Annotated in this window: 26 protein-coding genes and 1 tRNA gene; 14 read left to right on the top strand and 13 right to left on the bottom strand. The window is 58.6% G+C overall.

Annotated elements, in window-relative coordinates:
* The first annotated feature begins 81 nt into the window (after window positions 1–81).
* On the top strand, window positions 82–507 hold the full coding sequence (locus ACVWY8_RS02100) for a DUF1499 domain-containing protein (RefSeq protein ID WP_457384495.1): 426 nt from the start codon (window positions 82–84) through the stop codon (window positions 505–507).
* Window positions 508–560: 53 nt separating this feature from the next.
* Here ACVWY8_RS02100 and lpxD read toward each other — a convergent pair whose 3' ends face one another.
* The 4 genes from lpxD to ACVWY8_RS02080 form a co-directional block, all read right to left on the bottom strand.
* Window positions 561–1,592, bottom strand: a complete 1,032-nt coding sequence (gene lpxD / locus ACVWY8_RS02095) for a UDP-3-O-(3-hydroxymyristoyl)glucosamine N-acyltransferase (protein ID WP_457392060.1) — start codon at window positions 1,590–1,592, stop codon at window positions 561–563.
* A 15-nt stretch (window positions 1,593–1,607) separates the two neighbouring features.
* The gene (locus ACVWY8_RS02090; RefSeq protein WP_414329249.1) at window positions 1,608–2,126 is read right to left on the bottom strand and encodes a DUF4330 domain-containing protein; all 519 of its coding nucleotides are present in this window, start codon (window positions 2,124–2,126) and stop codon (window positions 1,608–1,610) included.
* A 66-nt stretch (window positions 2,127–2,192) separates the two neighbouring features.
* Window positions 2,193–3,716, bottom strand: coding sequence for a hypothetical protein (locus tag ACVWY8_RS02085; protein ID WP_457396763.1), 1,524 nt, complete (start codon window positions 3,714–3,716; stop codon window positions 2,193–2,195).
* A gap of 58 nt (window positions 3,717–3,774) precedes the next feature.
* Window positions 3,775–5,037, bottom strand: coding sequence for a class I SAM-dependent methyltransferase (locus ACVWY8_RS02080; protein ID WP_457392064.1), 1,263 nt, complete (start codon window positions 5,035–5,037; stop codon window positions 3,775–3,777).
* Window positions 5,038–5,122: 85 nt separating this feature from the next.
* On the opposite strand from ACVWY8_RS02080, the gene ACVWY8_RS02075 reads away from it, so the two are divergent.
* A complete protein-coding gene (locus ACVWY8_RS02075) occupies window positions 5,123–5,941 on the top strand; it encodes a hypothetical protein (protein WP_414416993.1) in 819 nt (272 codons plus the stop codon).
* Window positions 5,942–6,292: 351 nt separating this feature from the next.
* Entirely contained in the window at window positions 6,293–7,246 is a 954-nt protein-coding gene (locus tag ACVWY8_RS02070) for a PspA/IM30 family protein (protein ID WP_457392067.1), read from the top strand.
* Window positions 7,247–7,316: 70 nt separating this feature from the next.
* On the opposite strand, the gene ACVWY8_RS02065 is transcribed toward ACVWY8_RS02070, so the two are convergent.
* Window positions 7,317–8,072: a 5'-methylthioadenosine/adenosylhomocysteine nucleosidase gene (locus tag ACVWY8_RS02065; RefSeq protein ID WP_457392070.1), complete on the bottom strand. Its 756-nt coding sequence runs from the start codon at window positions 8,070–8,072 to the stop codon at window positions 7,317–7,319.
* A gap of 221 nt (window positions 8,073–8,293) precedes the next feature.
* On the opposite strand from ACVWY8_RS02065, the gene ACVWY8_RS02060 reads away from it, so the two are divergent.
* The 5 genes from ACVWY8_RS02060 (at window position 8,294) to nuoK (ending at window position 12,117) form a co-directional block, all read left to right on the top strand.
* Window positions 8,294–8,758, top strand: coding sequence for a YbjN domain-containing protein (locus ACVWY8_RS02060; RefSeq protein WP_414328810.1), 465 nt, complete (start codon window positions 8,294–8,296; stop codon window positions 8,756–8,758).
* A 17-nt stretch (window positions 8,759–8,775) separates the two neighbouring features.
* Window positions 8,776–9,507: a lipoyl protein ligase domain-containing protein gene (locus tag ACVWY8_RS02055; RefSeq protein ID WP_457392073.1), complete on the top strand. Its 732-nt coding sequence runs from the start codon at window positions 8,776–8,778 to the stop codon at window positions 9,505–9,507.
* A gap of 145 nt (window positions 9,508–9,652) precedes the next feature.
* Window positions 9,653–11,002: a TPM domain-containing protein gene (locus tag ACVWY8_RS02050; RefSeq protein ID WP_457392076.1), complete on the top strand. Its 1,350-nt coding sequence runs from the start codon at window positions 9,653–9,655 to the stop codon at window positions 11,000–11,002.
* Between the two features lie 119 nt (window positions 11,003–11,121).
* A complete protein-coding gene (locus ACVWY8_RS02045; RefSeq protein ID WP_457392079.1) occupies window positions 11,122–11,730 on the top strand; it encodes an NADH-quinone oxidoreductase subunit J in 609 nt (202 codons plus the stop codon).
* Window positions 11,731–11,808: 78 nt separating this feature from the next.
* Window positions 11,809–12,117 carry an NADH-quinone oxidoreductase subunit NuoK gene (gene nuoK, locus ACVWY8_RS02040; RefSeq protein ID WP_457392680.1) on the top strand — a complete coding sequence of 103 codons (309 nt, stop codon included), beginning with the start codon at window positions 11,809–11,811 and terminating at the stop codon, window positions 12,115–12,117.
* A gap of 452 nt (window positions 12,118–12,569) precedes the next feature.
* Here nuoK and ACVWY8_RS02035 read toward each other — a convergent pair whose 3' ends face one another.
* Entirely contained in the window at window positions 12,570–13,004 is a 435-nt protein-coding gene (locus ACVWY8_RS02035) for a hypothetical protein (RefSeq protein WP_011432900.1), read from the bottom strand.
* A 201-nt stretch (window positions 13,005–13,205) separates the two neighbouring features.
* Between ACVWY8_RS02035 and ACVWY8_RS02030 the strand changes: the two genes are divergently transcribed.
* Window positions 13,206–13,279: transfer RNA gene (locus tag ACVWY8_RS02030), tRNA-Arg, on the top strand.
* 34 nt (window positions 13,280–13,313) lie between these two features.
* Here ACVWY8_RS02030 and ACVWY8_RS02025 read toward each other — a convergent pair.
* From ACVWY8_RS02025 to ACVWY8_RS02010, 4 genes are all read right to left on the bottom strand, one after another.
* Entirely contained in the window at window positions 13,314–13,748 is a 435-nt protein-coding gene (locus tag ACVWY8_RS02025) for a type IV pilin protein (protein WP_457392082.1), read from the bottom strand.
* A 573-nt stretch (window positions 13,749–14,321) separates the two neighbouring features.
* A complete protein-coding gene (locus tag ACVWY8_RS02020) occupies window positions 14,322–14,555 on the bottom strand; it encodes a hypothetical protein (protein ID WP_457396760.1) in 234 nt (77 codons plus the stop codon).
* Window positions 14,552–15,127 (bottom strand): FAD binding domain-containing protein, encoded by a 576-nt coding sequence (locus tag ACVWY8_RS02015; protein ID WP_457392088.1) that lies wholly within the window; start codon window positions 15,125–15,127, stop codon window positions 14,552–14,554. Before ACVWY8_RS02015 ends, ACVWY8_RS02020 begins: the two co-directional genes overlap by 4 nt.
* Window positions 15,128–15,169: 42 nt before the next feature.
* Window positions 15,170–15,601, bottom strand: a complete 432-nt coding sequence (locus ACVWY8_RS02010; RefSeq protein ID WP_414382812.1) for a DUF1818 family protein — start codon at window positions 15,599–15,601, stop codon at window positions 15,170–15,172.
* A gap of 89 nt (window positions 15,602–15,690) precedes the next feature.
* On the opposite strand from ACVWY8_RS02010, the gene ACVWY8_RS02005 reads away from it, so the two are divergent.
* The 4 genes from ACVWY8_RS02005 to ACVWY8_RS01990 all read left to right on the top strand — a co-directional run bounded on the left by ACVWY8_RS02005 (window position 15,691) and on the right by ACVWY8_RS01990 (window position 20,608).
* Entirely contained in the window at window positions 15,691–17,403 is a 1,713-nt protein-coding gene (locus tag ACVWY8_RS02005) for a SpoIID/LytB domain-containing protein (RefSeq protein ID WP_457392091.1), read from the top strand.
* A gap of 16 nt (window positions 17,404–17,419) precedes the next feature.
* The gene (gene era / locus ACVWY8_RS02000) at window positions 17,420–18,532 is read left to right on the top strand and encodes a GTPase Era (RefSeq protein ID WP_457392094.1); all 1,113 of its coding nucleotides are present in this window, start codon (window positions 17,420–17,422) and stop codon (window positions 18,530–18,532) included.
* A gap of 244 nt (window positions 18,533–18,776) precedes the next feature.
* Entirely contained in the window at window positions 18,777–19,907 is a 1,131-nt protein-coding gene (locus ACVWY8_RS01995; RefSeq protein WP_414409420.1) for an aromatic ring-hydroxylating oxygenase subunit alpha, read from the top strand.
* A gap of 98 nt (window positions 19,908–20,005) precedes the next feature.
* On the top strand, window positions 20,006–20,608 hold the full coding sequence (locus ACVWY8_RS01990) for a glutathione S-transferase family protein (protein ID WP_414418774.1): 603 nt from the start codon (window positions 20,006–20,008) through the stop codon (window positions 20,606–20,608).
* Between the two features lie 11 nt (window positions 20,609–20,619).
* On the opposite strand, the gene ACVWY8_RS01985 is transcribed toward ACVWY8_RS01990, so the two are convergent.
* The 3 genes from ACVWY8_RS01985 to der all read right to left on the bottom strand — a co-directional run bounded on the left by ACVWY8_RS01985 (window position 20,620) and on the right by der (window position 23,832).
* Complete coding sequence (locus ACVWY8_RS01985) at window positions 20,620–21,876, bottom strand: BMP family lipoprotein (protein ID WP_457392100.1); 1,257 nt, start codon at window positions 21,874–21,876, stop codon at window positions 20,620–20,622.
* A gap of 88 nt (window positions 21,877–21,964) precedes the next feature.
* Window positions 21,965–22,429 carry an SsrA-binding protein SmpB gene (gene smpB / locus ACVWY8_RS01980; RefSeq protein WP_011432891.1) on the bottom strand — a complete coding sequence of 155 codons (465 nt, stop codon included), beginning with the start codon at window positions 22,427–22,429 and terminating at the stop codon, window positions 21,965–21,967.
* Window positions 22,430–22,452: 23 nt separating this feature from the next.
* Window positions 22,453–23,832, bottom strand: a complete 1,380-nt coding sequence (gene der, locus ACVWY8_RS01975; protein ID WP_414356313.1) for a ribosome biogenesis GTPase Der — start codon at window positions 23,830–23,832, stop codon at window positions 22,453–22,455.
* A gap of 160 nt (window positions 23,833–23,992) precedes the next feature.
* Between der and ACVWY8_RS01970 the strand changes: the two genes are divergently transcribed.
* Window positions 23,993–25,189, top strand: coding sequence for an aspartate aminotransferase (locus tag ACVWY8_RS01970; protein ID WP_414415961.1), 1,197 nt, complete (start codon window positions 23,993–23,995; stop codon window positions 25,187–25,189).

The following is a 25,189-nucleotide window of genomic DNA, read 5'->3' as shown; positions in this document are numbered from 1 at the left end:
TTCAGGCTGACAGGGTGATAACAGGAGCGTTCTACTAACTGAAAGGCATAATAAGAGATGTAAACTTCTCCTTTTGTCCGCATGTCTTTCTGGAAACTTTTGGTGGTGATAGCGGTGCTGCTTTTCGGCTTGGCAAGCGGGATCCCCACCGCACAAGCGGCCACCCTGGGTGGATCCCCCTACAATCGCGCCCAACAGGAAGTTGTGATTGCAGCTAGCCCAGACCAGGTGTTAAAAGCGGCTGAGCAAGCCTTTCAAGTTTGGAAGCGGGGGGAACTGGTCTCTGTGGATGCTGAGGCGATGGAAGTGAAGGGGATCTCCCGCACCAACTTTTTTAAGTTCGTGGACGATCTAACGGTTTCGCTGTCGCCAATAGAAGGGGATCCTGGCCATACTCGTCTACACATTACTTCCGAAGGCCGTGTTGGGGAATATGATTTCGGCGGCAACCGGCGCAACATCAACGAGTACCTGAACACTTTGCGGTCGTTGCTGGAGCAGAGCTAGGGCCGACAGGACAAGGCGGGGGACTTATGGGGATCCGCATCTTTTGCCGTCTCTCATGATTCCCTGGTCTGTTCCAGCTTGGCCACACGAGCTTCCAGCTTGCGCAAGGTGCGTTGCAGCTCAGGCAAGTGCCGCTGGACAGCCATGCTCTTGCGCCATTCGGCAATGGGTTGGTGGGGGTAGCCGGCCACCGTTTGACCAGCAGGGATATCGCTGGTAACGCCTGTTTGGGCGGCTACACGCACGCCATCGCCAATGTGCAGGTGCCCGGCCAAGCCACATTGCCCGGCCAAGATGACGTGGTGGCCCAACTGGGTGCTGCCGGCAATGCCCACCTGAGCCACGATCAGGCAGTGGGATCCGGTGCGCACGCCGTGGCCAATTTGCACCAGATTGTCGATCTTGGTGCCGCGGCCAATACGGGTCTCGCCAACGGCGGCCCGGTCGATGGTGGTGTTGCTGCCTACCTCCACGTTGTCTTCCAGCACCACTCGGCCCGCTTGGAGCATGCGCCGCCAGGAGCCATCTGCCAGAGGAATGTGGCCAAAGCCGTCGTCGCCAATGACAGCGCCGCTGTGGATGAGGCAATCATCCCCAATCTCCGTGCGCTCGTGAATAACGCAGTTGGCGAAAAGCTGACACCGGGATCCAATCCGCACGTGGGGATAGATGGTGACATTGGGGTGAATTTGGGTGTGGTCGCCAATTTTCACTCCCTCCATCACCACTGCGTGCGGCCCGATGGCCACCCCCTCCCCCAGCTCGACGCTGGGATCGATCACAGCGGTGGGGTGGATGCCAACGGGCAGGCGGTAGGGTTGGTAGAACAGCTCAATGGCCTGGGCAAAGAGCAGACGGGGATCCCTGCCCCGCAAGCAGGCAATGGAACAGGGCAAAGCCAGCCCTTCCTCCACGATGACGGCGCTGGCCTGGGTTTGCTCCAAGAGAGGTAGGTAGCGGGCCTCGCTGAGAAAGCTCAGCTCCCCTGGGCGAGCCTCCGCCAGGCTGGCCACGCTGTGAATTTCCAGGGTGGGATCCCCCTCGTAGGCACACCCCAATTTTTGGGCAATTTCCTGTAGCTGCATTGGGGTTGACATCCTCTACGATTGCGGCAGCCGCACGTCCATCACGGTGCCGCGCAAGTTGTAGTCAAAGGTCTCTAGCTCTAGGGGAACACCGATTTTGACGCGATTGTTGCCCAGGACGATGCCATTCTCGGTGCGCTGGCCCCGCCCCCGCAACGTAAATACCAGGTCGAGGCGATAGGCTTCGGGATCGGGCAAGTTCTGCACCCGCCCATCGGGGAAAACCACCGGCACGGTACGGCTGACATTTTCCACTCGCACCACCTCCACCTGGCCGTAGGGCTGGTTGCGGATGATCAGGTCAGCCTTCTGCCCCGCCTGAAAAGGTTCCATAGAGCGGCTGCTGACCCCGCGCACAATCATGTCCACTTCCACCGGCAGCGTGGGGCCACCTCCCACCTGGACGACACTGCCCGCCTGCCGACCCGGAAAGAACAAGACGGCAACAATGGCCACCACCACAATTGCCAGAGCTCCCAGATCCAAGAGGCTGACCTTTCCCAAAAGCCGCCCCTGCTCGTCAATGAGCCGCATATCACCTCTCCTCGCACACCCTGTCTTGATTCTAGGCAGGTTTGTTCTCCAAGTGGCTTTCTCGCCCTAAGGGATCCAGGCTAGGGCGCTGCTGCCCAGCGGTAGGCGGCGTTCCCGCCAGCGGTGCGAACCACTTTGTCCATCAGGAATGGGCAGCCCGTCCTGCAAATCCACCAACCACACTTGCGAGGCCATGATGGCTTGCCCGCTACGGCTAAGGGGAGCCGAGGGATCCGGGATCCCTGGGAACGGTTCCAAGAGCGTGTAGGCCAGCATGCGTCCATCCGGGGAAATGCTGAAGTCCAGATCGACGGGATAGGTGGCTCGAACCACCTCTATGGCGTTGCCTGCTTCAGTGCCGAGCGTTATCGCCAGCAGGCGGGGCGACTCGGTGTAGCTGGGGGAGTCCATCGCGACCTCGCCAACAGAATAATGCTCCGCACCGCTAACGTGAGAGACCTCACTGACCAAGGCGTAGAAGATGGGCGCCCGCGGGGAAAAAGCCCCTTTCAGGATGGATCCCTGGGTTCTCAAAATCTCCTCGCTGTTGCCGGTATTGCTGACGATGGAGAGGCTGCGGGTGTAGTCGGGATTGAAGCGCAGCAAAGCCCCGAAAGCCCCATCGGGGCGGATGGCTAAGGTTTGGCCGAACTGGGCTAGAAAGCTCTCCGCTGCCGCCCGTGGATGCAAGGGTACGATCCCCACCCCCTGTCCCTGCGAGATGAGCAGGCTGCTCTCATCGGGGCTAATGAAAAAATCTCCCCCCACCGCTGTATCCAGCTCTAGACGTTCAAAGGGATCCCGGCTCGTTTTCTGGATCCACAGCTCCGTCTGGACGGCGGCCATGGGATCCCGTTGCAGCGGGATCCGCTCTGCCACCACCAGTTCCCCCGTCGGCGAGACTTGGAAGCGCAGGTTTTGGTAACCCTGATGATCCAGCAGCAACCGCGAAGACAGATCCTCCAGATCCAGCCGGTACAGATCCTGGTGCTGTAGGTTGGTGGCCGTGGCGAAATAGTACACGAAGCGGCCATCAGCACTGGGCTGCATTTGGGTTACCTTGACCCCAGCTGGAGTCAGCAGAGTAGCGGCTCCCGTCTCCAGGTTGAACAGAAACATTCGCCCTCGCTGGGCAGGTTCGGTGCTGATCCCCAGCAACTGCCGATCCGGCGTGCGGAATTCCCCCTCAAAGGGCTGGGCCATGGGCTGGCCCCGTTCATCTACCGCTGCCTGCAGGCGCACCCGGTAGGTCTGGCCGTAAGGGGCTGGTTCTGTCAGCGTCCAAAAAAAGCGGCGACCCAGCTTGCGCATTCGGCCTGGCAGAGGGGGCTGGATCTCCAAATGCTCTTCAACACTGACGGGATCCATCGGGCGGTTGAAGGTGAGCACCATCTGCACTTCTTGCGCCCCCACCCGTTGCTGTTGCCAGTTAAAGTCCCGCACGTAAGGAGCTGTGTGGTTGCCCAACACCACCAGGATCACCCCGATGGCCAGGTTGCAGAGGGTAATCCGGGCAACCCAGCGATCCAGAGGCTGTGGGAACCACCGCGTCAGGGTTGCGCGCCAGTAAGATCCCGACCGGGCAGACATCTGACTCATAGGTTACAAACAACAGACAGGTATGGGCAGCCAGAACTTGGGGAGCTGCCTATTGCAGCATCAAAAAAAGAAAGTCTTCTAGGTTGGTTAGGAAGGTCAGCACCTCAGCGGTTGTTCGTTCTTCATCTGGGGATCCCAACTGGACGGCCTGTTGAATCAGCTCTCGAACCGGCGTTGGTCCTTGAAGCAGTGGCGCCAACCAGCTCACTTTCTCGGCAGGGATGCTGATCCGCCCGTGGGTGGCCCCTGTCCACTGCATTTCGTAGGGCCGCTTCTCTTGCAGGGCTTTGCTGTACTCCTGGCGAAAGCGGGGGTTGTCCATCAACAGGGGATTGAATTGTACGGATCCCGACAGCCAATCTTCGTCGCTCCAGGGCAGCACTGGCGAAGAGCCGGCATGCTCCGCCCAAAAGTCGATGAGGCGATGGACAGGGCGAAGGAGTTCATACAGATGCAGCCGCTCCATGATGCTGAGGGTTGCCAACCGCTGCCGCACAAACTCAGGCACCTCTTTAAACAAAGACTCCACCGACCAGTCGGGCCTATCCACCAAACTCAAAAAGCTCAACCCCGCCTGCTGCAACATGCGAAACAGGTCGGGGATCGTGAACCCCTTGTCGTTGGAGAGTAGGTAATTATTCATAATGGCCGCATCTTCGGCATAGTTGGCCGGGTTCCAGAGCACCGCCTGGGCCACTTCTTCTCGCAGGGATCCCATAAACTCCCGCACATTTTGCGCCCCTACAGCCGGTGGAACGTCAAATTGGCCCACTTTTTGAAAGGCTTCCTGCAAGCGGAAAAACACCTGCCGTTGGCGGCGGCTGTGGAGATTGGCCCGGATGATGCCATCGGGCTTGAGGACATTTTTCATGGCCCGCAGGCCCTCGGTGGGATCCTCCAGCAAATACAAAACATCATTGAGGCTAATGAAATCAAACTGGATCCCCAGGCGATCCAGCTCCAGCAGATTGAGGACATAAAACTCGGCATCTGCGAAGCCGTGGTGGCGCAGGCGTTCTTGGGTGAGCTTCACCGAAGCAGGAGACAGATCACAGGCAACGATCTGGGCCCCTGGATTGGCCTCGGCCATCATCAACGTTTCCCAGCCGGAGCCACAGCCGGCATTCAACAACACCTTGCCCTCTGGCGGGACGATAGCATGGGTGCGCAGGTACTGAGCCGTGGTATAGCTCATCTTGAACATCTCCGGCAGGGCGTTGCGGGCCGTCTGCGAGAGGGGCACATTAGGGTAGGGCAGAGCCTCGTAAAGGCTCAAGGCTCGTTCCGAAGCGGAGAGGGCAGAGCTGGCCATAGGCAGGGGAAAGGCTCAACGGTTCAATTTATGATTGAGTGTAGCCCTGGTCGCGACAGCCTCAGGGATCCGCAAAAAACTTGCCATGGCTACTGCTTCCTTGCCCCGTCGTCGCTCTCGCTTCTCCCTGGCAGGCACTCTGGCCGCCGTTGGGGGGGCGTTTCTGTGTGGGATCCTGGTGGTGCGGCTGCAGTTGCCGATGCTGGAGCGGATCAATCTGGGAGAATTGGAAAATGCCGAGGCCCGCAAAAACCGCAACATTGCCCTGGCCAATACGCTGGGGTGGCTGGGCTACCGCAACTTGGGGGCTTCCTGGCTGTGGCTGGAGCTGATCCAGTACTACGGGGATGCACCGGCTCGCACCCTGACTGGCTATGGCCTGGCCTACGACTACTTCGATCACATGCTGCGGCTGGATCCCCATTTCCTCTTGGGCTACCGGCTCTCTAGTTTGGTGTTGGCCTATCGGGCCGGCCAGCCGGAAAAAGCCGTCGAGATTTTGGATCGCGGCTTGCAGCAGTTCAACCCCCAAAACAACCCTGACGCCTGGCGACTTTATGTGGATCGCGCCCTACTTAACTTTATGTTTCTGGGGGACGCGGAAGCGGGCCGCACCGATTACTACCAAGCTGCTGCCTGGCGAGAGCAGGTGGGCCTGCCTGGAGATGAATTTCGCCAGTTGGGGGATAACATCGCCCGCAGTCCTCTCAGCCGCCGTTCCCAATTCGATGTTTGGCTGAGCGTGTATAACTCCACCACCGACCGGGATACCCGCCTGTTTGTCTTGGAACAACTGGTCCAGTTGGGTACCGTGCTGCAAACGCTGCCTACGGGGGAGATCGAGATCCTGCCCCCTCCTCTGCCCGACTTCCCCGACGAAGAACCCTATCGCTTGCGCCTGTGATTTGATCCGGGGGACAAAGATTGCGCCTTAGGGCTGTGACGTTGCCCCAAAAGGTGAGCTAAACTCTAACCCAAATTAAGCCAACCCAACGGGCCGACTCTTCAAGAGCCGCAGCTTTCCGCTGGAATCCGCTGGAAAAGTTTGCCTCTCTCACGTGGAGGGTAGCTGGCCCTGCTGACTTTGCAATGAGAAATTGCAATGCGAAAACAGTGGCCAGCCCCGTAGCAAGTCCTGGAGACGGTCTGGGGTTCCGGTTGGTTCCCGAAACTTCCCTATCTTATTATTTCTTAACTTTTGTTCTTGTTCTGCACAATAGGAGTGACCCCCATGACCTCAAGAACTTCCCTTCTGATGACTGTGGCTGTCCTTTCGGGCAGTTGGCTTGTTCTTCCGGCGGCAGCACAATCTTCCGGGACGGCCCGGGTGCGGTCGGTGGTGGATGGGGATACCTTCTGGGCGGACTTGAACGGCAGGCCAACCCGTTTCCGTCTGGCCTATGTGGATGCGCCGGAGCTGACCCAAGGGCGCTGGGGGAAGCTATCCCAAGAGGCTTTGCAAAACTTGCTCCCGACGGGATCCCTGGTGCAGGTGGATACCCTCTATGTCACACCGGAAGGGCTTCACATTGCCCAGGTGTACAACGCCGATGGTTTGGTGAATTTGGAGATGTTGCGCCAGGGTCAGGCGGTGGTTTACGAGCGCTTTTTGCACGGGGCCAATCGGCAACGCTACCTAGAAGCCCAAGAGGCGGCCCAAGCGGCGCGGTTAGGCTTCTGGCAGCAACGCAATCCGGTGATGCCTTGGGAGTTTCGGGAGACGGCCACGCAAACCTCGGCCTTTGCGGGGGTCAATGTTTTGGATGGTTCTTTGATTCGTGAAAATCCGGCGGCGGCTGCGGGTGTGGGGATTGCTACCGCAGTGGTGGTGGTGGGTCTGAGCAAAGTGCTGTGGAGAAAGCCCAGCCGACAAAGGGTGAGCATCCGGCAGATGGAGCGGGATCTGAAACAATTGCAGCGCAGCCTCACCACAACCCTGGCCAGTCGCAAGCAACTGGAACGGCGGTACGACGAAATTTTGCAAAAGGCCGAAGATTGGTTTGTCAGAGCTGAGAAAGCCAGCCAACAGAACCAAGATGACCTTGCCCGCGAGGCTTTGGTCCGGCGCAACCAGCACATGAGCGCGGCAGAAGCGGTTCGCAAATCTTTGGATGAAGTTGAAGCACAGGTGGCAACCCTTCGCGAAGGCATTTCCCGCCTGGAAAGCCAGATCTCGATGGCCAAGCTGGAGCGGGAGATGAACAACTGACGCGAACGCAACCATGCCCAACTCCTCTTTTGCGTCTTTTGCGCTAGAGGAGGGGATCTGCGCACTTGGGCTAAGGCAAGGAGGGGGGCAGGTTTTGCAGGATGGTGCGGACAACTGCTGCTGAGTTGAGCGCTGCTGTTTGAAAAAAGCTCAAGAAATCCGTATCGTCCCCTGCATCGCTAACCGAGCGCACCAGCAAACAAGGGATCCCGGCTTCTTGCGCTACTCGCACCACGGCTGCCCCCTCCATCTCCACAACCAAAGCGCCGGTGCGTTCTCGGATTTGTCGGCGTAGGTCTGCGTCGGCCACAAACACATCGCCGGTGGCCACCAAGCCTTGATGAATGACGGGATCCCGGCCTTGTAGGGGGTGGAGAGGGATCCGCTCGGGATGGGCCACAATCAGGTCGTAGAGGGCGCTATCGGCCTCGGCCAGTGGGTGGCGCAGCTCTGGGATAAAGTCGATCCCCAAGACAAAGCCCTCGGGTCGTCCGGTGCCAAAGTCGTGCTCAATCGCCGCATGGGCCAGCACCACATCTCCCATGTGCAGGTGATCGGCCAAGGCCCCGGCCACACCGGTAAAAATGATCCCCTGCAAAGGGAAATGGGCCACCAACAGAGCCGCCGTGGTTGCCGCCCGCACCTTGCCCACTCCGCCTTGTACCACCACCACCGATTGCCCGAGCAGGGATCCCCGGTAGAACTGTCGCCCCAGATGGGTATGGATGGAGCAGGTTTCCATCGCTGCGGTGAGCATGGCCACTTCCTCGGGCAGGGCTCCAAGAATACCAATGGCTTTCTGGGGGAGATGAGATGGAGATTCCATAGAGCTTCCCTCAGGTTCTTCGAAAGACTTTTGAACAGGCTCTCTCTCCAGTTGGCGGGGGGGATCGCTTGCCCTCACCTGTCCGGCCACTTAGTGAACCATTGCCAACGGTTTCATTCTCGCCTGAGTTGAGGATCCCAAAGCGATGACCGGATAGGTCGGAGTCTTAGGCGGTATAGCGGTATAGTTGAGGTGGTTGGATAGGGAATAGGGGAAAGATCATGGTTTACAGTGAGCCGCTCATGAGCACCTTTAACCCTTCGCCAGAGGTTTTTCCAGAGCCCCTTCGCTGCGTTGAGGTTGTCTCGGCGGTGGTTTCCAGCCTCAAAGAGGATGCGGCCTACGAAAACCATGAGCAGGGACACACCTGGAAGTTCACCTACGGCACGGCAGAAGTGTTCGTCCATCTGAGCGGCGAATCCCCAGAAGACACTCTTTTGGTATGGTCTCCCGTTCTCTCTCTGCCGGTGGCAGAACCGGCCAAGCTGATGCAGAAGCTCCTGGAGAAGAATTGGAGCGACACCCTAGAGGCGCGTTTTTGCATTTGGAACAACCAGGTGGTGCTGAACCACTACCGCACCTTGGAAGGGATCACAGCGGGCGAAATTTCCCGGGCCATCACCATTGTGGCCAGCTTGGCCGATGAATATGATGAGCCCCTCCAGGCGGAGTTCCCCAAAGTTTAAGGTCTGGCTTTGCCAGGATGGGATCCCAGGGATACTGGCTCCCCTACCGCGTGGCCTCTGGGGCCCGGCAAATGGAGCAGGATGCCTGGCTTCTGCAGCGGCTGCGCCATGACCCTCACCCCTGCCTGCGCTTTTATGGCTGGGATCAGCTTACCCTCTCGCTGGGACGGCACCAGGTTTGGCCAGATCCCCTGCCAGGGATCCCGATTGTGCGCCGACCCACGGGGGGAAGGGCGGTGCTCCATCAGGCGGCTGAGGATGCAGCAGAGCTGACCTACAGCTTGGTGTTGCCCCTTTCTTACTTGCAAGCCAGGTTGCCCAGTTTGCAGCGGGCCTGGGTGTACGACTTCTGTTGCCGCTTTTGGGTGCAGGGGTTGGCGGAGCTGGGCATTGCCATAGATGAGCCCGCTTTTGCTCACGGCCGAAGCCACCGGGATCCCGGCTACCGCAACAAGACCAGTTGCTTTGCCTCCCGTACCCGCGCCGATCTAAGCTGGCGAGGCAAAAAGCTGATGGGCAACGCCCAACTATGGCAACCTTGGGGGATCCTGCAACAGGGATCCCTCCTATTGCAACCCAATCTAGAGCTGTGGGAACGGTATCTGCCCGGCTCGCAGGTGATTGGTATCTACGACATTTGCCCCACGGCGCCAGGGATCCCTGCTTTGATCGAACATTTTCTCCAGGCCGCCCGGGAGTGCTTTGAAGTGGAATGGCAAGAAGAAGCCTGGCTCCCTTGGCCGGACTGAGGGCCGGTTGCTGTTAACAATTACTAGCAACAAGAAGCGGCTTGTCTCAACCGTTCCCCAACTCCCCTCTCTCCCTGGGAAAAGGACTGCCAGTCTAGCCGAGACAGCTGTGCTAGAACCTAGGCAGCGCTCAGCCAGGTAAGCCATGCCGAAAGTTTGGGCGGCAGTTTTGCTAGTTGTATCCCTGCTGCCGCAGCCCGCTTGGGCCATTACCCTTGAACAAGTGCCCAACCCCCGCCGTCAGTATGGAGGGTGGGTTTCCGATACCGCCAACATCCTCAGCAGCAGCACCGAAAACGAGCTCAACCGTCTTATCACTCAGCTTGAGCAGCGCACCAGTGCCGAGATGGCAGTGGTTACCGTGCCGAATACTCAGGGATATGCAACACCAAAAGACTTCACCACGCAGCTATTTAACTACTGGGGGATCGGCAAGGCAGGCCAAAACAACGGGGTTTTGTTTCTCATCTCGGTAGGGGATCGGCGGGTGGAAATCGAAACGGGCAGGGGCCTGGTCGCTATCCTCCCCGACAGCCGAGTCCAGCAGATTATCGACCAGCAGATCCTGCCTCGGTTTCGCAATGGGGATTTTGATGGCGGCACTCTGGCGGGGGTGCAGCAATTGACCTCGGTGTTGCAGGGCCAGCCCGTTGCAAATGTTCCTGCGGCAGCTTCTGGAGTTACCACCTCAACGATTGCAACTTCTTCTGGGGCAGTGGCCCAGGGCATTGATTCTTCCCTGGTGGAAGGGATCCTGCTGCTGCTGGGGATCATCATTTTGGGACTGGGGTGGCAGCGCTCTCGCATGCCCGTCTCTCTAAGGGCTGAGCGAGGGGGAAGACAAGTCCTCTCCCTGACACGCAGAGATCCAAGAATAGGTGCTGTGCTCTCTTCGGTTCAGAGCGACCCCATTCGTCTCTTCCTCTATTCGGGATCCCTCTGCCTTGGCGTGTTCCTAGGATTGTCCAGCGGCAACTGGCTGGGGTTCGCTCTGCCGGTTGTGGCTGCTATGGCCACTGACGGCACCTTGGGCCGGAAGCGTGGGATCCCTTTTCAGCCAGTGGTCTGTCAAGCCTGTGGTCGACCCATGCGACTCATCCAGCCCCAGCTTCTGGATAAGTACCTTCCCCAAGAGCATCGCCTGGCCAGGAGCCGCGGCAGAGCTCGCTACTACGGCTGGTTTTGTCCTACCTGTCAAGGAATAGCTGTGGTTGTGCGCGAAGGCACGCTCTCCCGACACCTTTACTGCCCTCGGTGCCAAGCCCTCACCCTCGACCTCACCACACAGGTTCTCAGGGAAGCCACCTATTCCTCTAGCGGCTTGAAGCTGGAAATCCTGAGCTGTCCTATCTGCGGGTACCGCAGCGAGCGAGAGGTGGTCATCCCCGAGCTCAGCGACACAGACACAGATTCAGACTTCGGTGGAGATTCAGGTGGAGATTCAGACTTCGGTGGCGGTAGCAGCGGAGGTGGCGGAGCGGGCGGCAGTTGGTGAGACCCAACTCTAGAGATTTCTCTATCGATCTGAAAAAGGAGTCGGGCTTCTCTTAAATCCGCCAGGACAGTACAGTGGTAAGGGAGCAGCAATAGAAACTGGCTAAGGACGGATCTCTCATGACCCTCGGAGAAGGCGTACAACTGGTTACGTTTGTGGTGCTATCGGCGATGGCCATTGGCTTCGCGCTAGGTGTGGTTTGGGCCCCCAGCATTGTCTACTCCGGTTTTCTGCTCGGGGGCGTTTTCTTGAGTATGGCCGGGTTGTATCTCCTCTTGAATGCCGATTTTGTGGCCGCAGCCCAAGTTCTGATCTACGTCGGCGCGGTTAATGTGTTGATCCTGTTTGCCATCATGTTGGTGAATCGGCGCTACAACTTTGCTCCTCTGAAGCTGGGCTGGCTGCGCAACGGAGTGACGGTGGTGGTCTGTTTGGGTCTGTTTGCCCTTCTAGCCGCGATGGCTTTGAACACCCCTTGGCCGCTGCAGCCGATCCAACCTTTGAGCAGTGTGTTGGTGATCGGCGGCCACTTCTTCAGCGATTATCTTCTGCCTTTTGAGCTGGCTTCTGTTTTGCTGCTGATGGCGTTGATTGGGGCCATTGTCTTGGCGCGGCGGGAGTTTGTTCTTCCCCAAGCCGGAGAAGGGGATCTGAGCTTGCTGGAGCGGGCCCGACCCCAGCTGGAATCAGAGTCAGAACGACCGGCAGAGCTGGTGAGCACCCGCTAAAGCTGACTGCTCTTGGCCATAAAACCTGGAGCTTTCCCGAGGCCCCTGTCATTGTGTATCTACATGGAGCTCATCGCGATGTTACAACTGCAGTTTTTCTTGGTGGTGGCAGCGATTCTTTTCTGCATTGGTATTTACGGATTGATTGTGAGCCGCAATGCGATTCGCGTCCTGATGTCGATTGAGCTGATGCTCAATGCGGTGAACCTGAACTTCATGGCTTTCTCCAACTTTGTCGATTCAGCGATGATTCGCGGCCAGGTGTTCTCGGTGTTTGTCATCACTGTGGCGGCTGCCGAGGCCGCAGTGGGCTTGGCCATCGTGCTGGGGATCTACCGCAACCGCGCCACTATCGATATGGAGAGCTTCAACTTGCTTAAGTGGTAGCCTTTTTCCGTTGCTTATTTTGCATCAAGGCAAGGCTAGCAAGCTGAAGTCAAGTGAAGCCAGAATGCCTAAGTAAAGGAAAAGGATAGAGGGGCCAAGTGGTAATTTTTTCTGGGAAAAATAGGAGGGTGGCGAGAGATTGTAACCAGTATAGTCATTTTAAACAGGGATGAAACATTTCCGTTGTATTGCTTTCTAGCTCCCCTCTCCTCTGGGAGCGGTCACGGAGGCGAGGCGGAACGCTTGGGGAGTGTCCCAGTCTAGTTTGGAATGACTATAATTTGTAATTTTTTACAGAAAGAGGCGTTTTTCAAAAGCTGAGCTGGCACTTGTTCTCTCGTTTTAACAAGTTGGCCAGAAACTTCTTAAGCTTTCTCTACTCTGTAGGCACGCTCTTCTGGATCCAGCTGATCCAGCTAGACCAGGGCATGGGGTAAGACTACTCCAAGATCCTATTCTCCCTCGGGGGGTGCTGCCGCCTCAGAATCCAAAATGGCCCCTGCTCCGTAAGAGTCAATATCGATGGCCTGGGATCCACCGGCAGCCAACAGAGCCATCAGGGATCCCAACTGCCACCACACCAAGCCTGCCGTGCTCAACACTAGGATCCCACCGACGCAGGCGGCCAAGGCCATAGACAGGCCAAACACGTTCAGACACGCGGCCACAAACCCAGAGGTAAACAGGCAGCAGAGACTGTAGGTGAGGATCACCCCAGGAGTGCGGTAGCGAATTTGCGCTTGGCTATCCCGGTTGAGCTGCCAAAGGGCCACCTGGTATTCCAAATTGTCCTTGAAAATGATGCCAAAGATAACAGCAAAAAAGCTGAATAAGGCGATGGCAGAGTAAATGGGGGGATTGACGAAGGGATCAGAAAGGGATTCCATAGGGCTGACCTCGGTTTGGGATCCAAGTCCTTAGCTTAACACTTCTTAGCATCACAGAAGATGTCTAGCAGGTCAATGTCAACAACACAACCGATAACGCCAGACCCAGTTGGGGCATGATGAGAACTGGTCGGGTATCACCTCATCTGCAAAAGGGCTGTAATCTGAGATGGGGGCTAAGAGCAGTAGGATGTTCGACAAGGGGCTGTAGCTCAGATGGATAGAGCAAGCGCCTCCTAAGCGCTAGGTCGGCGGTTCAAGTCCGCCCAGTCCCGCTTCCTCAAGCCGCCAGACTCCTGCCTGGGCAGGTCAACGATAGAGGTTGCAGGAGTTGTGTAGGTTGTAGCCGGAGACCAAAACCTCTTGCTGGCGATCCCCAAGGCCGATGTCACAGCGCAGGGGATCCCCACCAGCAGCTGTGTAGGTGTGAGACTCCGTCATCCAACGCATGCCAGCTGGGCCAGGAGTGGGAGGAACAACTTCGGGGAGACGATAGTTGGGGGCTTGCCAGGGATCTTGCAGATAACGATCCCCGTGGATCCCTCCGAATTGAATATCGGCGTAGCCGGAGGGATAAACCGTAAAGTCCATGCGGAAGATTTCCGAAGCGCGGCCAATGGTCGCCAAAGCTGTTTGGGCTTCAGCAACTCTGGAGCGGCGAATGTGGTTGAGCAGGTTGGGAATGGCCACCGCGCAGAGAGTACCGACAATCACGATGACCACCAGCAACTCGATCAATGTCATGCCACGAGGAGCCGCAGTGGCCAGACGAAAGAGGATTCTCCGGAGATACACTTCATGAGGGGAAAACCGACTCATAGCAGTTCCAGTCCCGCTTCGGGAGAAATCAGGCACTTAGCTAAACCCAAAGGAGCTTGCCCCAGTATTCCAGCCTTTCCTTGGTTTCAGGTTACCCTTTGCGGATCCAAAACTTTCCCTGTCAAATCACGCGAACTCCTGAATCCAAAACCTCACTGGCTATCAACTGTGGGTAAGTTTTTTATAAACTGGCCTCAAGTTTTAAGCTCAGATAAAGCTGGGTTCACTGTGAACTATTTTCGCGGTTGTCTGTGGGGTGGCACTGCCAGTTGCTACTGCCCCAAACTTTTATGTGTTACCCATTTTTGGAACAGCAACAGATGAATTTTTGCCTGTGGCTATCTCAATCCTATGGACGGGAATGTCAGACTTATGGTCATTTCGATTCAAACTGGGGCACTGACCCACGCCTAAAACCTTTACTTTCAGAGCGGCGGGAGCTTTGGCAGGATGAGTACGTCGTTCTCAGCCCCCTGTTGGGATGGGGCAATACCCCGATTAGCCCAAGATGTCTATACAGCGGCGAATCAATACCTCACTCATGCGTTGGCGGTAGAGGGCGCTGGCCCGAAAATCCGCGATCCAGCCGTGGGCTTGCTCTGCCAAAAGTTGGGGAAGATGTTCTGGATCGGGCCGGGATCCCAGCCGCACCAGTTGTGGGGGTGAAAGGGCGGCATTGAGTCCGAAGCGATAATCGCCTGAGTCGGGATCGCGCGATCCGGCAACGATCACCAGGGCGGGATCCGTTTGGGTGATGCCGAGCCGCTGAAAGGTGCTGGGGCCGCGCAGCCGTTGGGCCGGGATCCAGATGGATCGCAAGGCTTCGCCCAGCTGCTGCAGAGTTTGTTGGGGGCCGGTTTGAAAGTCCTGGCGGGGATGTGGCGCAGGGATCCCTGCAGATCGATCAGCGTGTAGGTGGCCTCAAGAGCGATCAACACGGGTGCTACGACACCGACACTCAGGGCCAGACAGAGATTTCCCCCTATCGTTGCCAGGTGGGCCACTTTGAAAGAGGCCAAAGATGCCATTCCCTCGCACAGGGCGCGGATCCCTGGCCAATGGGGTGGCCAATCGTATTGCAACAGTTGCTGGAAGGTACAGGTTGCCCCCAGTTTTAACCCTTCTGCACTGATTTCCAGCTCGTTCCAGTCCAGAGGATGCAAATCGATCAGTCCCCGCAGGTGGGGTTGCGGCTGGGAGAAGAGCCAAGTCCCCCCGGCCAGCCAGTTCCAGCCGGGATCCCAGGCGGTCAAGTCCTCAAGCTGTCGGGGACGAATGTAGGTGTGCAGATGGTGCAGATCCATGGGTTCTCTCAGGCAGGGATCCAGACTGCAGGCTTCAGGGGGCTAGAGAGCTTCCTGAAAGCATTGGGCGAGGGCCTGGCATAGCTCAGGGACAACATCAGCAGGCCAAAAACCTTCTCCGCGCCGGCCTTGATGCAATTGCACGTAGAGGCCCCAGGCGGTGGCGCTGCCGCTGGCAATCAACGTCAAAGCAGGGCAAGTCTGCTCCAGCGTAATGCCCTCCTCCGCCATCAGTTGGGAGGCGATGGCCTCCATATCCTGCTGCAGGCGCTGCACCCCCTGCACAAACGCTTGCCACTCCTCCTGAGTGAGCTCCAGCGCCCAGGCTTCTCCCCCCACCAGCGCAACAAAAGGGGAACGGGTGGGATCCCAGCCCAGCCTCCAGCCGGATCCCTTGTGCAAAGAGGGGCGGCGTCCCGCCGTGGCGATTGGGAACCCGTCGTCGGGAACAGACATGCGAGGAAAAGCATCCATGGTGCTCCGCACCGCTGACGCAGCCGCTGCAGGTAGGCCAAAAAAGATGGGGGTAAAATCGACAGGGTGTGTTTTAGGATAAAGCGGCCATGGCCAGTTGTCAGGCTCTCACTGCCAAACCCCGTCGGTTTTTAGGGGCTCCGTCCCGCTGGCGCAAACAGAGCACCCTCATTTCCGGCTTGGGCCTGTTGCTGGCGGCCTTAGCGCTCCATGCCGCCGACGCAACCGGAGTTCGTGAAGAGACCTTGGCCACGGCAGCCACCCCCGAAAACCCAATCCTGCATATAGGCATTGTGCAACGCTTTGGCCGTTCTGAGACGGATCAAGTGGAGCTGGCGGCGCCGACGGGATCCCTTCTCACCCTGGAATTCCCTCAAGCAGACGGCAGCACCCAGACCCAGCGAACGCCTCGGGTCAGCATCGGCATTGTCAATCGCGCCCTGACCACCCCGGAAACCGTATACCGTCTAATCCTCAGCAGCCACAAAAGTTTTGAGAGTGCCGAGGCCAACGCCAACCATTGGCAGTCTCTGGGCATCAGCACCGAGATCGCCCAGCCGCAAGAATGGCAGGTGTGGGCCAACCGCGCCTACACCCCGCAACAACTGATCCAGATTCAGCAGTATGCCCAGAAGGAAGGGATCCCCCATGTGCGGCTCGAGGTGCAGGAGCGACGCGAACGGGCGGAGCTGAGCTGGATCCATGAACACTTTCGCTACCACCGCACCCGCCTCAGGGTGACCTCTGATGCCGGCTATCTACGGGTGAACGACCACTACTATGCCGGATCCATCACCTTTCAGCCCAATGCCTACGGCAGCTACACTGTGGTCAATGCCGTGCCTCTGGAAACCTATTTGCGGGGGGTAGTTCCCCACGAGGTGGGGCCAGGGGCCCCTTTTGCCGTGATGGCCGCCCAGGCGATTTTGGCGCGCACCTACGCCCTCAAGAACCTCCACCGCTTTCAGGTTGACGATTATCAGCTCTGTGCCAATACCCACTGCCAGGTTTACAAGGGATTGACCGGAACCCACCCGCGGGCAGACGAGGCCATTCGCCAAACCAGTGGCCTGGTGCTCACCTACAATGGCGAGCTGGTGGATGCTGTCTATTCCTCTACCAATGGCGGCATCTCGGCGGCCTTTGAAGACGTTTGGGACGGGGATCCGCGCCCCTACCTACGCCCGCAAGCGGATATTGCCCATCGTGCTCCGCAGGGCGAGGAGCGCCATCAACCGGGTAAGCCCCTGGATTTGCGGCAGGAGAGCAGCTTCCAGGCGTTTTTGGCCCAGCGAGAGGGCTTCAACGAAGCAGGAGTATCCCGCCTATTCCGCTGGGAGTTCTCCCTATCTTTGGAGGAGCTGAACACCCAGTTGCGGGCCGGCCAAGACTACCTAGGGATCCCGATGCCCACCTGGAGCAGCATCGCGGGGATGCAGATCCTGGAGCGCTCCGCCAGTGGCCGGGTGCAGGTGATGCAATTGGACTTGCAGACGGCAGAAGGGATCCGCTCGATTCTTTTGCGCAAGGATCAGGTACGCTTGGCTTTTCCTCGCCTGTACAGCACCCTGTTTCGGATAGAGCCTCTGAAACAAGGGGAGCGATTGGCAGGCTATCGCTTCATCGGTGGCGGCTTTGGCCATGGGGTGGGCCTGAGCCAGTATGGCTCCTATACCCTGGCTCGGCAGGGGTTTAACGCGGCACAAATCCTCGCTTTCTACTACCCCGGCACCACCTTGGCCCCGCTGGGATCCCTATCCTTGCAGTTGCCTGCCGCCTCAGCAGCCTACTCTATCCGCTAGAGGTTGGGTGAAAGTTATGGCCGTTCGCGACAGCGGGACAGAGCCTTTAGAAGAGCTACGAGAGCAGAGCGCCGGACATCCCCATTCTCCTTCAGACGGGAGGGATCCCTCCCCTGAGGGACACAGATCCATTGGCGACGGCGGGACAGAGTCCTCCGCTGCTGCAGCAGAAGGGGAATCGGCGCCCGGTCGTGTCAGCAGTGGGGAACTGTCTGCGATCCCGGCTGCCCCGCCAGGGTTTAAGTCGGGGTTTGTGGGGCTGATCGGGCGGCCCAATGTGGGCAAGTCCACCCTACTCAACGCCCTGGTGGGACAAAAGATTGCCATCACCTCTCCCGTGGCCCAGACCACCCGCAACCGCCTGCAGGGGATCCTCTCCCTACCCCAAGCCCAGATCATCTGGGTGGATACCCCTGGCATCCACAAACCCCACCACCGCCTGGGGGAAATCTTGGTACACAACGCCCAGGCAGCCATTGCCGCTGTGGACGTGATCCTCTTCGTGGTGGATGGATCGGTGCCGGCAGGACGCGGGGATGCTTTTATTGCCGAGCGGATCCCTGCTGCTTCCCCCTGCCTGATCGTCTGCAACAAAGCGGATCTGCTTCCTCGGGATGCTGCCGTGCGCCAAGCTCACCAAGAGAGCTACCAAGCCCTGCGCCCCGGCGCTCCTGTCGTTTGGGTGTCTGCCTTGGATCCCAGCAGTTTGACACCCCTGATCCAAGCCACCATCGATCTGCTGCCCACCGGCCCCTACTACTACCCGCCGGATCTGGTGACGGATCAGCCGGAGCGGTTCATCATGGCGGAGCTGATCCGAGAACAGGTGCTGCTGCAGACCCGCGAGGAAGTGCCCCATTCCGTGGCCGTGACCATCGACCAGGTGGAAGAAACCCCCAACGTCACCCGCATCTTGGCCACCCTCTATGTAGAGCGGGACTCGCAAAAGGGGATCCTCATCGGCAAAGGGGGGGAAAGGCTCAAGCGGATCGGCCAGGCAGCCCGCCTGCAGATTCAAAAGCTGATCCTGGGCAAGGTGTACCTGGAGCTGTTTGTCAAGGTGCGGCCCCACTGGCGGCGCTCTGAGCACCTTCTGCGCGACTTGGGCTACAGCGCTACGTCCCCCTAGCGGGAATAAGCCATTTGCGTCAGCAGGACGGAGTTCTTATGCCCCCCTCTCCCCTTGTGGGTAGGAGACTGGGGTATTTGCGCGAGCAGCACAGCGTGCTTGGGGGGAATGCTTCAAAAATGCCTTAAAAATGCCTTGGATCTGCTTGGAATAGATGCCGGATGGGATCCCTGCGTTAGCTTGGATAGCAAAGCCTTTGGAGTTCAACGGCAGTTTTTCCCATCTTGCTTTGCTGCCCCGCGCTATGACCGCTTTCTATCCCGCTACGGTTCAACCCGGCGCCCGCACCCTGCCGGGCCACTACTACGTCTCCTCCAGCCGTTTTGAGGCGGAGATCGAGCGGATTTTTTATCGGCAGTGGTTCTGCGTGGGGCGCAGTGCCGATCTGGCCCAACCCGGAGACTTTTTGCAGGTGCAGGTGCTCAGAGAAAGCCTGATCCTGGTACGGGATCCCAAGGGGCAAGCCCATGCCTTCTTCAACCACTGTCGCCATCGAGGAACCCGACTCTGCAGCGAGCTCCAAGGCCATTTTGCCGATGGGATCCCTTGCCCCTACCACGCCTGGCGCTATGGGCTGGATGGACAATTGTTGGCGGCTCCCCAGATGCACGAGGTGGAAGACTTTCGCCGTGAAGATTATCCCCTCCACTCCGCTGCCTTGGCAGAATGGGAAGGCTTCGTCTGGGTCAACCTCAGCCGCAATCCTCAGCCCTTCGATGAGGTTTTTGCCCCATTGCAAGGTCGTTTCCGAGAGTGGAACCTGTCCGCTCTGCGGCGAGGCCATCGTATTGAATACCACGTTCAAGCCAATTGGAAATTGCTGTTTGAAAACTACTCTGAGTGCTACCACTGCCCGCTCATTCACCCAGAATTGGCCCGCCTTTCGCCGGCTCGCAGTGGTCGCAACGACTTGATGGAAGGCCCCTTTTTGGGCGGCTACATGTTGCTCAATCCAGATGTGACCAGCCTAAACATGAGTGGCCAACGCAGCTTGCCCCTGATCTCCACCGTGCGAGGCGAGAACCAACGGCGGGCCTACTACTACACCCTTATGCCCAATCTATTCTTGAGCCTGCAGCCGGACTATGTCATGACCCACACTCTGTGGCCCCAGGGATCCGACCGGACGCGGGTTGTCTGCGATTGGCTGTTTGAGCCGGAGACCTTGGCGCTGGATGGTTTTGATCCCAGCGAGGTGGTGGAATTGTGGGATCGCACCAATCGACAGGATTGGCACCTGTGCGAGCTCACCCAGCAAGGGGTGGGATCCCGTGCCTATGAAGCAGGGCCTCTTTCCCATGCAGAAGGGTTGCTGCAAGCCTTTGGGCGGGAATACCGCCGGCAGATGCAGGAGTTGGAAGAACAAAGCTGCTAAAAAAGTGTTAGGGACAGAGGGTTTTTGTTGATTGGGTTGCCGTTGGCGTTGTTAGGACGAAGTTCTTTGTAAGGTGCTTTGGGCTGAGGTTAACCACAATGTTGCGACTGTACGGGATCCCAACCTCCGGAAATTGCTACAAAGTGGAATTGCTCCTCAAGCAATTGGGGATCCCCTATGAGACGGTTGAAGTCAACTCCAGGGCCGGAGAAAACCGCCGCCCCGAGTACCTGGCCAAAAACCCCCTGGGCCAGATCCCGGCTTTGGAACTGGAAGATGGAACGGTCTTGGCCGAGTCCGCCGCGATCTTGGTCTACCTGGCAGAAGACACCCCCCTCTACGGCCAAAACAAGTTGGAACGGGCCGAGATTTTGAAGTGGTTGCTTTTTGAACAAACCCGCATTGCCCGCTACATCGCCACCACTCGCTTCTGGGTGCGGGCCGGCCAAGCAGAGGCCCATGCTGACATGATCGCCCAGAACTTGAAATCTGGAACAGAGGCCTTGGAGATCATGGAAGGCCACCTGCAGGGGAAAGCATTTTTTGTGGGCAACCGCTACACCATCGCCGATCTCGCCCTTTTCACCTACACCCATGTGGCGGAGCAGGGCGGGTTTGACCTCAAGCCCTTTCCTCAGATCCGAGCCTGGTGTCAGCGGGTGAAAGCCACCGACCGCTTCTTCCCCCTCCCCGGAGCCTAGAACGCCTTCCGCTAGTTGCTGGCTCCCTCCATGCCCTCTAGCAACTGGCCCAGATACCAAATCTCGACCTCGCTGGCCACATCTCCCTCAGCCAAGAAGGGCGTGCCATCTTGAAAGTTGAGCGGCCCCTTGAAGAGCTGAATGCTGCCATTCCCCAAGCCGGCGATGAACTCCTCCAACTTAGCCCTATCTTCTGGCTCCAGGGCTTCTCCCATGATGAACCCTGCCGAAGACGTGTCCGGGTTGTTGATATCCGACCAGTCGATGGGCGGACGCAGGAATTGGCTCTCGAAGGTGCCCGCGCGAGCTGCCTCGATCAATTGCTTGTATCCTGGCCCCCAGTTGTAGTAGGAAACCCCCAGGCAAATTTCGGGCGCGAAGTTACAACCGCTGGCCAGGCCGTAGTGGGTGTAGCGCACTCGCTTTCCGGCCTCAGCAGCCCGCTTGCCTTGTACCGCCGCCTCCGGCGTATCCAACCCCGACATCACCACATCAAAGCCGCTGTTGTAAAAGTCATCGGCAACCTTGCTTGGATCCAAAGTAACCCCTGGAATGTTGAACCAGAAGCCAATCCAGGTCACCCGGAACTGCAACTCTTCAGGACGATCTCGGTAAGTTTCCCAGCAGTATTTGGCCCCCAAGTAAGCAGCAGCAGCGTAACGGCGGGTTTCATCGTTGATCAGAGGTCCCAATAGGCCAATTTTGCCGGTTTCGGAGCCCAGGGCTGCAGCACATCCGGCCACCATGCGCATCGCTTCCATCTGGGGCATGATGTTGGCCAAGTTGGGCAGATCGATGTAATTTTTCCCCTCCTTCCAGGCCATGTCCCCAGAAGCATGGATAACCGCAATCTCGGGATGCTTGCGGGCCGTTTCAATCGCATCGTCTTTGTGGTCATCAGAAGTAAAGATGATAACCTTGGCCCCTCGGGCGATCATGTCATCCGCCACCTGGGAGGCGCGCACATTGGGCCGATCCGCCGGGTTCACCTTATCCAGGTAATCAAACTCGACACCGGGCAACTTGGCCTTGACGTATTCGCTGCCCTCCACATGGGCCTGGCTCCAGCCGCCATCCTGCATCGGCCCCACCAGCACCATGCCCACTTTGAAGGTCTCTTGCGCTGTTGTGGGGGTGGATCCCAGTAAAGCGGCGACCGATAGGCCAACAGCCAAGCCTTTCAAGGGAGAAAAAGCGCGGGTAAGATTCCAGTTCACAGGCAGCTCCAACAGAACAGGGATCCAAAGCCAAAGAACTACATCCATCATCGGGATCCCGCTGCAGATCGCTGTATCTGAGAATACAAAAAGGCGCTTGGCAAACGACGTGGAAGCCAGCAGGGGCTCAGGGAGAAATTTATCGTTCCTTCAGTTCCCGCTGAATCTCCCGCTGGGTTTGCCGCTCTTTGATTGCCTGCCGCTTGTCGTGGAGCTTTTTGCCGCGGGCCACGCCCAGATGGGCTTTGATCCAGCCGCGGTTGAGCACCAGCTTGAGGGGAACCACGGTCAGGCCCTTTTGTTCCACCAAGCCCCGTAGGCGGTCGATCTCGCGGCGGTGCAGCAGCAACTTGCGGCGGCGGGTAGGGTCGTGGTTAAACACTTTGCTGGCGGTGTCATGGGGGGAGATGTGCAGATTGTGCAGCCATGCTTCCCCATCCCGAAAGAGGGCAAAAGCGTCTTGCAGGTTGGCTTTGCCCGCTCGTATCGATTTCACCTCTGTGCCGGTCAGTTGGATCCCGGCCTCATAGGTCTCCAAGATGTCGTACTCGAAGCGGGCGCGACGGTTGTCAACCAGGGTTTTGACGTTGGGATCCACAGCCATAGGCTTTCAGTAGACCAGAGGGCCTAACGAGAGGTCAGGGATCTCTCCAATTTTCGCACCGCCCGCCCAACCAAGCGCTCGGATTTGCCGCGCCAGAGAAAGCGAATGGGGGTACCGGTAAAGTCCAGGTTTTGCCGGAAGTGCTTTTCCAGGAAGCGGCGGTAGTTATCCTTAAACAAATCGGGATCGTTGACAAACAGAACAAAGGTGGGGGGCCGATCCGCCACCTGGGTGCCGTAGTAAATTCTGCCCTGCTTGCCCTGGCGGTTGGTGGGGGGCGATTGCCAGGCAAGAGCATCCTGGAGCACTTCGTTGACCACAGCGGTGGGAACCCGTTTGCGGTGGGCGGCCACCACGGTATTCACCTGCTCAAAGATTTTGTGGGTGCGTTGCCCGGTGAGGGCGCTGACAAACAGGAGCGGCGCCCATTCAATAAAGTAAAGCCTGTCGCGAATCTCGCGGGTGAACTCGTTGATGGTGTGGGTATCTTTGTTTTCTACTGCATCCCACTTGTTGACGACGACAACGCAGGCGCGGCCCTCTTCTTCGATGCGCCCGGCCAGCCTCTGATCCTGTTCGGTAACCCCCTCCAAAGCATCGATCACCAGCAGCACTGCATCCGAGCGCTGGATGGCCTTGAAGGCCCGGTTGATGCTGAAGAACTCAATGCCGTACTGCACGCGGTTTTTTTTGCGGATGCCGGCGGTATCGATGAGGCGATAGGGCTGCCCTTCCCAGGTGACCACGGTGTCGATGGCATCGCGGGTGGTGCCGGAAATGGGGCTGACGATGGCCCGCTCGGATCCTACCAGGCGGTTGAGCAGGCTGGATTTGCCGACGTTGGGCCGTCCCACAATCGAGACGGCGATGGGATCCGGCTCACCCACCGTTTCTTCGGTCACTTCGGGCAAGTGAGCCAGGACCGCCTCCAACAGCTCGGCTACCCCATTGCCATGGATGCCGGAACAGGGGATCGGATCCCCCAGCCCCAGCTCCCAAAAGGCTGCTGCCTGAGCCAGGCCCATCTGCCCCGACTCGCACTTGTTTACGGCCACCACCACCGGCAGGGGTTGTTTGCGCAGCCAATCGGCCACTTCTACATCGGCGGGTGTCAGTCCCTCTCGGCCATCCACCACGAAGATCACGGCCTGCGCCTCGGCCATGGCTGCCATCGCTTGCTGGCGAATGTGGGGCAGAAATTCGCTGTCGTCGCCAAAAACCAGGCCGCCGGTGTCCACCACCCGCAAGCGGCGCCCGTTCCACTCCACCTCCTGGTACAGGCGATCCCGGGTCACGCCGGGCTCATCGTGCACAATGGCCGAACGCACCCCCGCCATGCGGTTGACGAGGGTGGATTTGCCCACGTTGGGGCGGCCCACAATGGCCACAAGAGGTAGGGGCACTGTTGGCTCGTCGATAACTTGGGATATCTATCCTAGCTGTTCGGGATCCCGGATGCCCAAAGCCGCCAATCTCGATCATTGCTTTGGATGCAGGTCTGGCGGTAAGTTAGGTACCTATCCTCCCATCAGGCACCGGCTGTGCCCCTTCCCCATTCTTGCCATGAACCGCGCTCTCGTTCCCGCCCAGCGGCTGAACAAGCTGCCCGCCTATGTCTTCGCCCGCTTGGATGAGCTGAAGGCCCGCGCCCGCCAGCAGGGGTTGGATTTGATCGATCTGGGCATGGGCAACCCCGATGGTCCCACCCCACAGCCGGTGGTGGAGGCGGCGCAGGCGGCCATTGCGGATCCCGCCCACCACGGCTACCCGCCCTTTGAGGGCACGGCCAGCTTCCGCCAGGCGATCACGGATTGGTACTGGCGCCGCTACGGGGTGGAGCTGGATCCCAATGGAGAGGCGCTGCCTTTGCTGGGATCCAAAGAGGGGCTGACCCACCTGGCTCTGGCCTATGTGGATCCCGGAGATCTGGTGTTGGTGCCCAGCCCTGCCTATCCAGCCCATTTTCGCGGCCCCATGATTGCCGGCGGGCAGATCTACCCGATGATGCTGCGCCCGCAGAAGGGGTGGTTGATCGATCTGCAAGAAATACCGCCGGAAGTGGCTCAGCAAGCGCGGGTGCTCTACTTTAACTACCCCAACAACCCAACGGCTGCGGTGGCGCCCCGCTCTTTTTTTGAGGAAGTGGTGGAGTTTGCCCGCCGCTACGATCTCATCCTGGTGCACGACCTGTGCTATGCCGAGTTGGCTTTTGACGGCTACCGGCCCACCAGCCTGCTGCAGATCCCAGGCGCCAAGGACTTGGCAGTGGAGTTCCACACCCTCTCCAAAACCTACAACATGGCCGGCTGGCGGGTGGGATTTGTGGTGGGCAATCGCCAGATCATCCAGAGCTTGCGCACCCTGAAAACCAATCTCGACTACGGCATTTTTGCCGCCATCCAAAAGGCCGCCGAAACTGCCCTGCGCCTGCCGGATAGCTACCTGGAGCAGGTACAAGAGCGCTACCGCCGCCGGCGCGACTATCTGATCGGCCGCCTAGCGGAGTTGGGCTGGCGGATCGAGCCGCCACGGGCGACGATGTATCTCTGGATCCCTACCCCCCGCGCTGCCGACGGCACCCCTGAGGGATCGACGGAGTTTGCCCTGCGGGTGCTGGAATCTACAGGCGTGGTCGTAACCCCCGGCAGCGCTTTTGGAGAGGGAGGAGAGGGCTACGTGCGGATTAGCCTAATTGCCGATTGCGAGCGCATAGGTCAGGCTATCGATCGCTGGGCGGAAGCCGGGATCCGCTACTGCTGA

Source organism: Thermostichus sp. OS-CIW-32, from assembly GCF_054060415.1.
Note: the sequence above shows the minus strand (reverse complement) of the source record. Positions and strands in the feature narration are given on the sequence as shown.

Excerpts from the sequence above, each read along its gene's own strand:
- ACVWY8_RS02100 (WP_457384495.1), top strand. The coding sequence starts at position 82 with ATGTCTTTCTGGAAACTTTTGGTGGTGATAGCGGTGCTGCTTTTCGGC.
- lpxD (WP_457392060.1), bottom strand. The coding sequence starts at position 1,592 with ATGCAGCTACAGGAAATTGCCCAAAAATTGGGGTGTGCCTACGAGGGG.
- ACVWY8_RS02090 (WP_414329249.1), bottom strand. The coding sequence starts at position 2,126 with ATGCGGCTCATTGACGAGCAGGGGCGGCTTTTGGGAAAGGTCAGCCTC.
- ACVWY8_RS02085 (WP_457396763.1), bottom strand. The coding sequence starts at position 3,716 with ATGTCTGCCCGGTCGGGATCTTACTGGCGCGCAACCCTGACGCGGTGG.
- ACVWY8_RS02080 (WP_457392064.1), bottom strand. The coding sequence starts at position 5,037 with ATGGCCAGCTCTGCCCTCTCCGCTTCGGAACGAGCCTTGAGCCTTTAC.
- ACVWY8_RS02075 (WP_414416993.1), top strand. The coding sequence starts at position 5,123 with ATGGCTACTGCTTCCTTGCCCCGTCGTCGCTCTCGCTTCTCCCTGGCA.
- ACVWY8_RS02070 (WP_457392067.1), top strand. The coding sequence starts at position 6,293 with ATGACTGTGGCTGTCCTTTCGGGCAGTTGGCTTGTTCTTCCGGCGGCA.
- ACVWY8_RS02065 (WP_457392070.1), bottom strand. The coding sequence starts at position 8,072 with ATGGAATCTCCATCTCATCTCCCCCAGAAAGCCATTGGTATTCTTGGA.
- ACVWY8_RS02060 (WP_414328810.1), top strand. The coding sequence starts at position 8,294 with ATGGTTTACAGTGAGCCGCTCATGAGCACCTTTAACCCTTCGCCAGAG.
- ACVWY8_RS02055 (WP_457392073.1), top strand. The coding sequence starts at position 8,776 with ATGGGATCCCAGGGATACTGGCTCCCCTACCGCGTGGCCTCTGGGGCC.
- ACVWY8_RS02050 (WP_457392076.1), top strand. The coding sequence starts at position 9,653 with ATGCCGAAAGTTTGGGCGGCAGTTTTGCTAGTTGTATCCCTGCTGCCG.
- ACVWY8_RS02045 (WP_457392079.1), top strand. The coding sequence starts at position 11,122 with ATGACCCTCGGAGAAGGCGTACAACTGGTTACGTTTGTGGTGCTATCG.
- nuoK (WP_457392680.1), top strand. The coding sequence starts at position 11,809 with ATGTTACAACTGCAGTTTTTCTTGGTGGTGGCAGCGATTCTTTTCTGC.
- ACVWY8_RS02035 (WP_011432900.1), bottom strand. The coding sequence starts at position 13,004 with ATGGAATCCCTTTCTGATCCCTTCGTCAATCCCCCCATTTACTCTGCC.
- ACVWY8_RS02025 (WP_457392082.1), bottom strand. The coding sequence starts at position 13,748 with ATGACATTGATCGAGTTGCTGGTGGTCATCGTGATTGTCGGTACTCTC.
- ACVWY8_RS02015 (WP_457392088.1), bottom strand. The coding sequence starts at position 15,127 with ATGGATCTGCACCATCTGCACACCTACATTCGTCCCCGACAGCTTGAG.
- ACVWY8_RS02010 (WP_414382812.1), bottom strand. The coding sequence starts at position 15,601 with ATGGATGCTTTTCCTCGCATGTCTGTTCCCGACGACGGGTTCCCAATC.
- ACVWY8_RS02005 (WP_457392091.1), top strand. The coding sequence starts at position 15,691 with ATGGCCAGTTGTCAGGCTCTCACTGCCAAACCCCGTCGGTTTTTAGGG.
- era (WP_457392094.1), top strand. The coding sequence starts at position 17,420 with ATGGCCGTTCGCGACAGCGGGACAGAGCCTTTAGAAGAGCTACGAGAG.
- ACVWY8_RS01995 (WP_414409420.1), top strand. The coding sequence starts at position 18,777 with ATGACCGCTTTCTATCCCGCTACGGTTCAACCCGGCGCCCGCACCCTG.
- ACVWY8_RS01990 (WP_414418774.1), top strand. The coding sequence starts at position 20,006 with ATGTTGCGACTGTACGGGATCCCAACCTCCGGAAATTGCTACAAAGTG.
- ACVWY8_RS01985 (WP_457392100.1), bottom strand. The coding sequence starts at position 21,876 with ATGATGGATGTAGTTCTTTGGCTTTGGATCCCTGTTCTGTTGGAGCTG.
- smpB (WP_011432891.1), bottom strand. The coding sequence starts at position 22,429 with ATGGCTGTGGATCCCAACGTCAAAACCCTGGTTGACAACCGTCGCGCC.
- ACVWY8_RS01970 (WP_414415961.1), top strand. The coding sequence starts at position 23,993 with ATGAACCGCGCTCTCGTTCCCGCCCAGCGGCTGAACAAGCTGCCCGCC.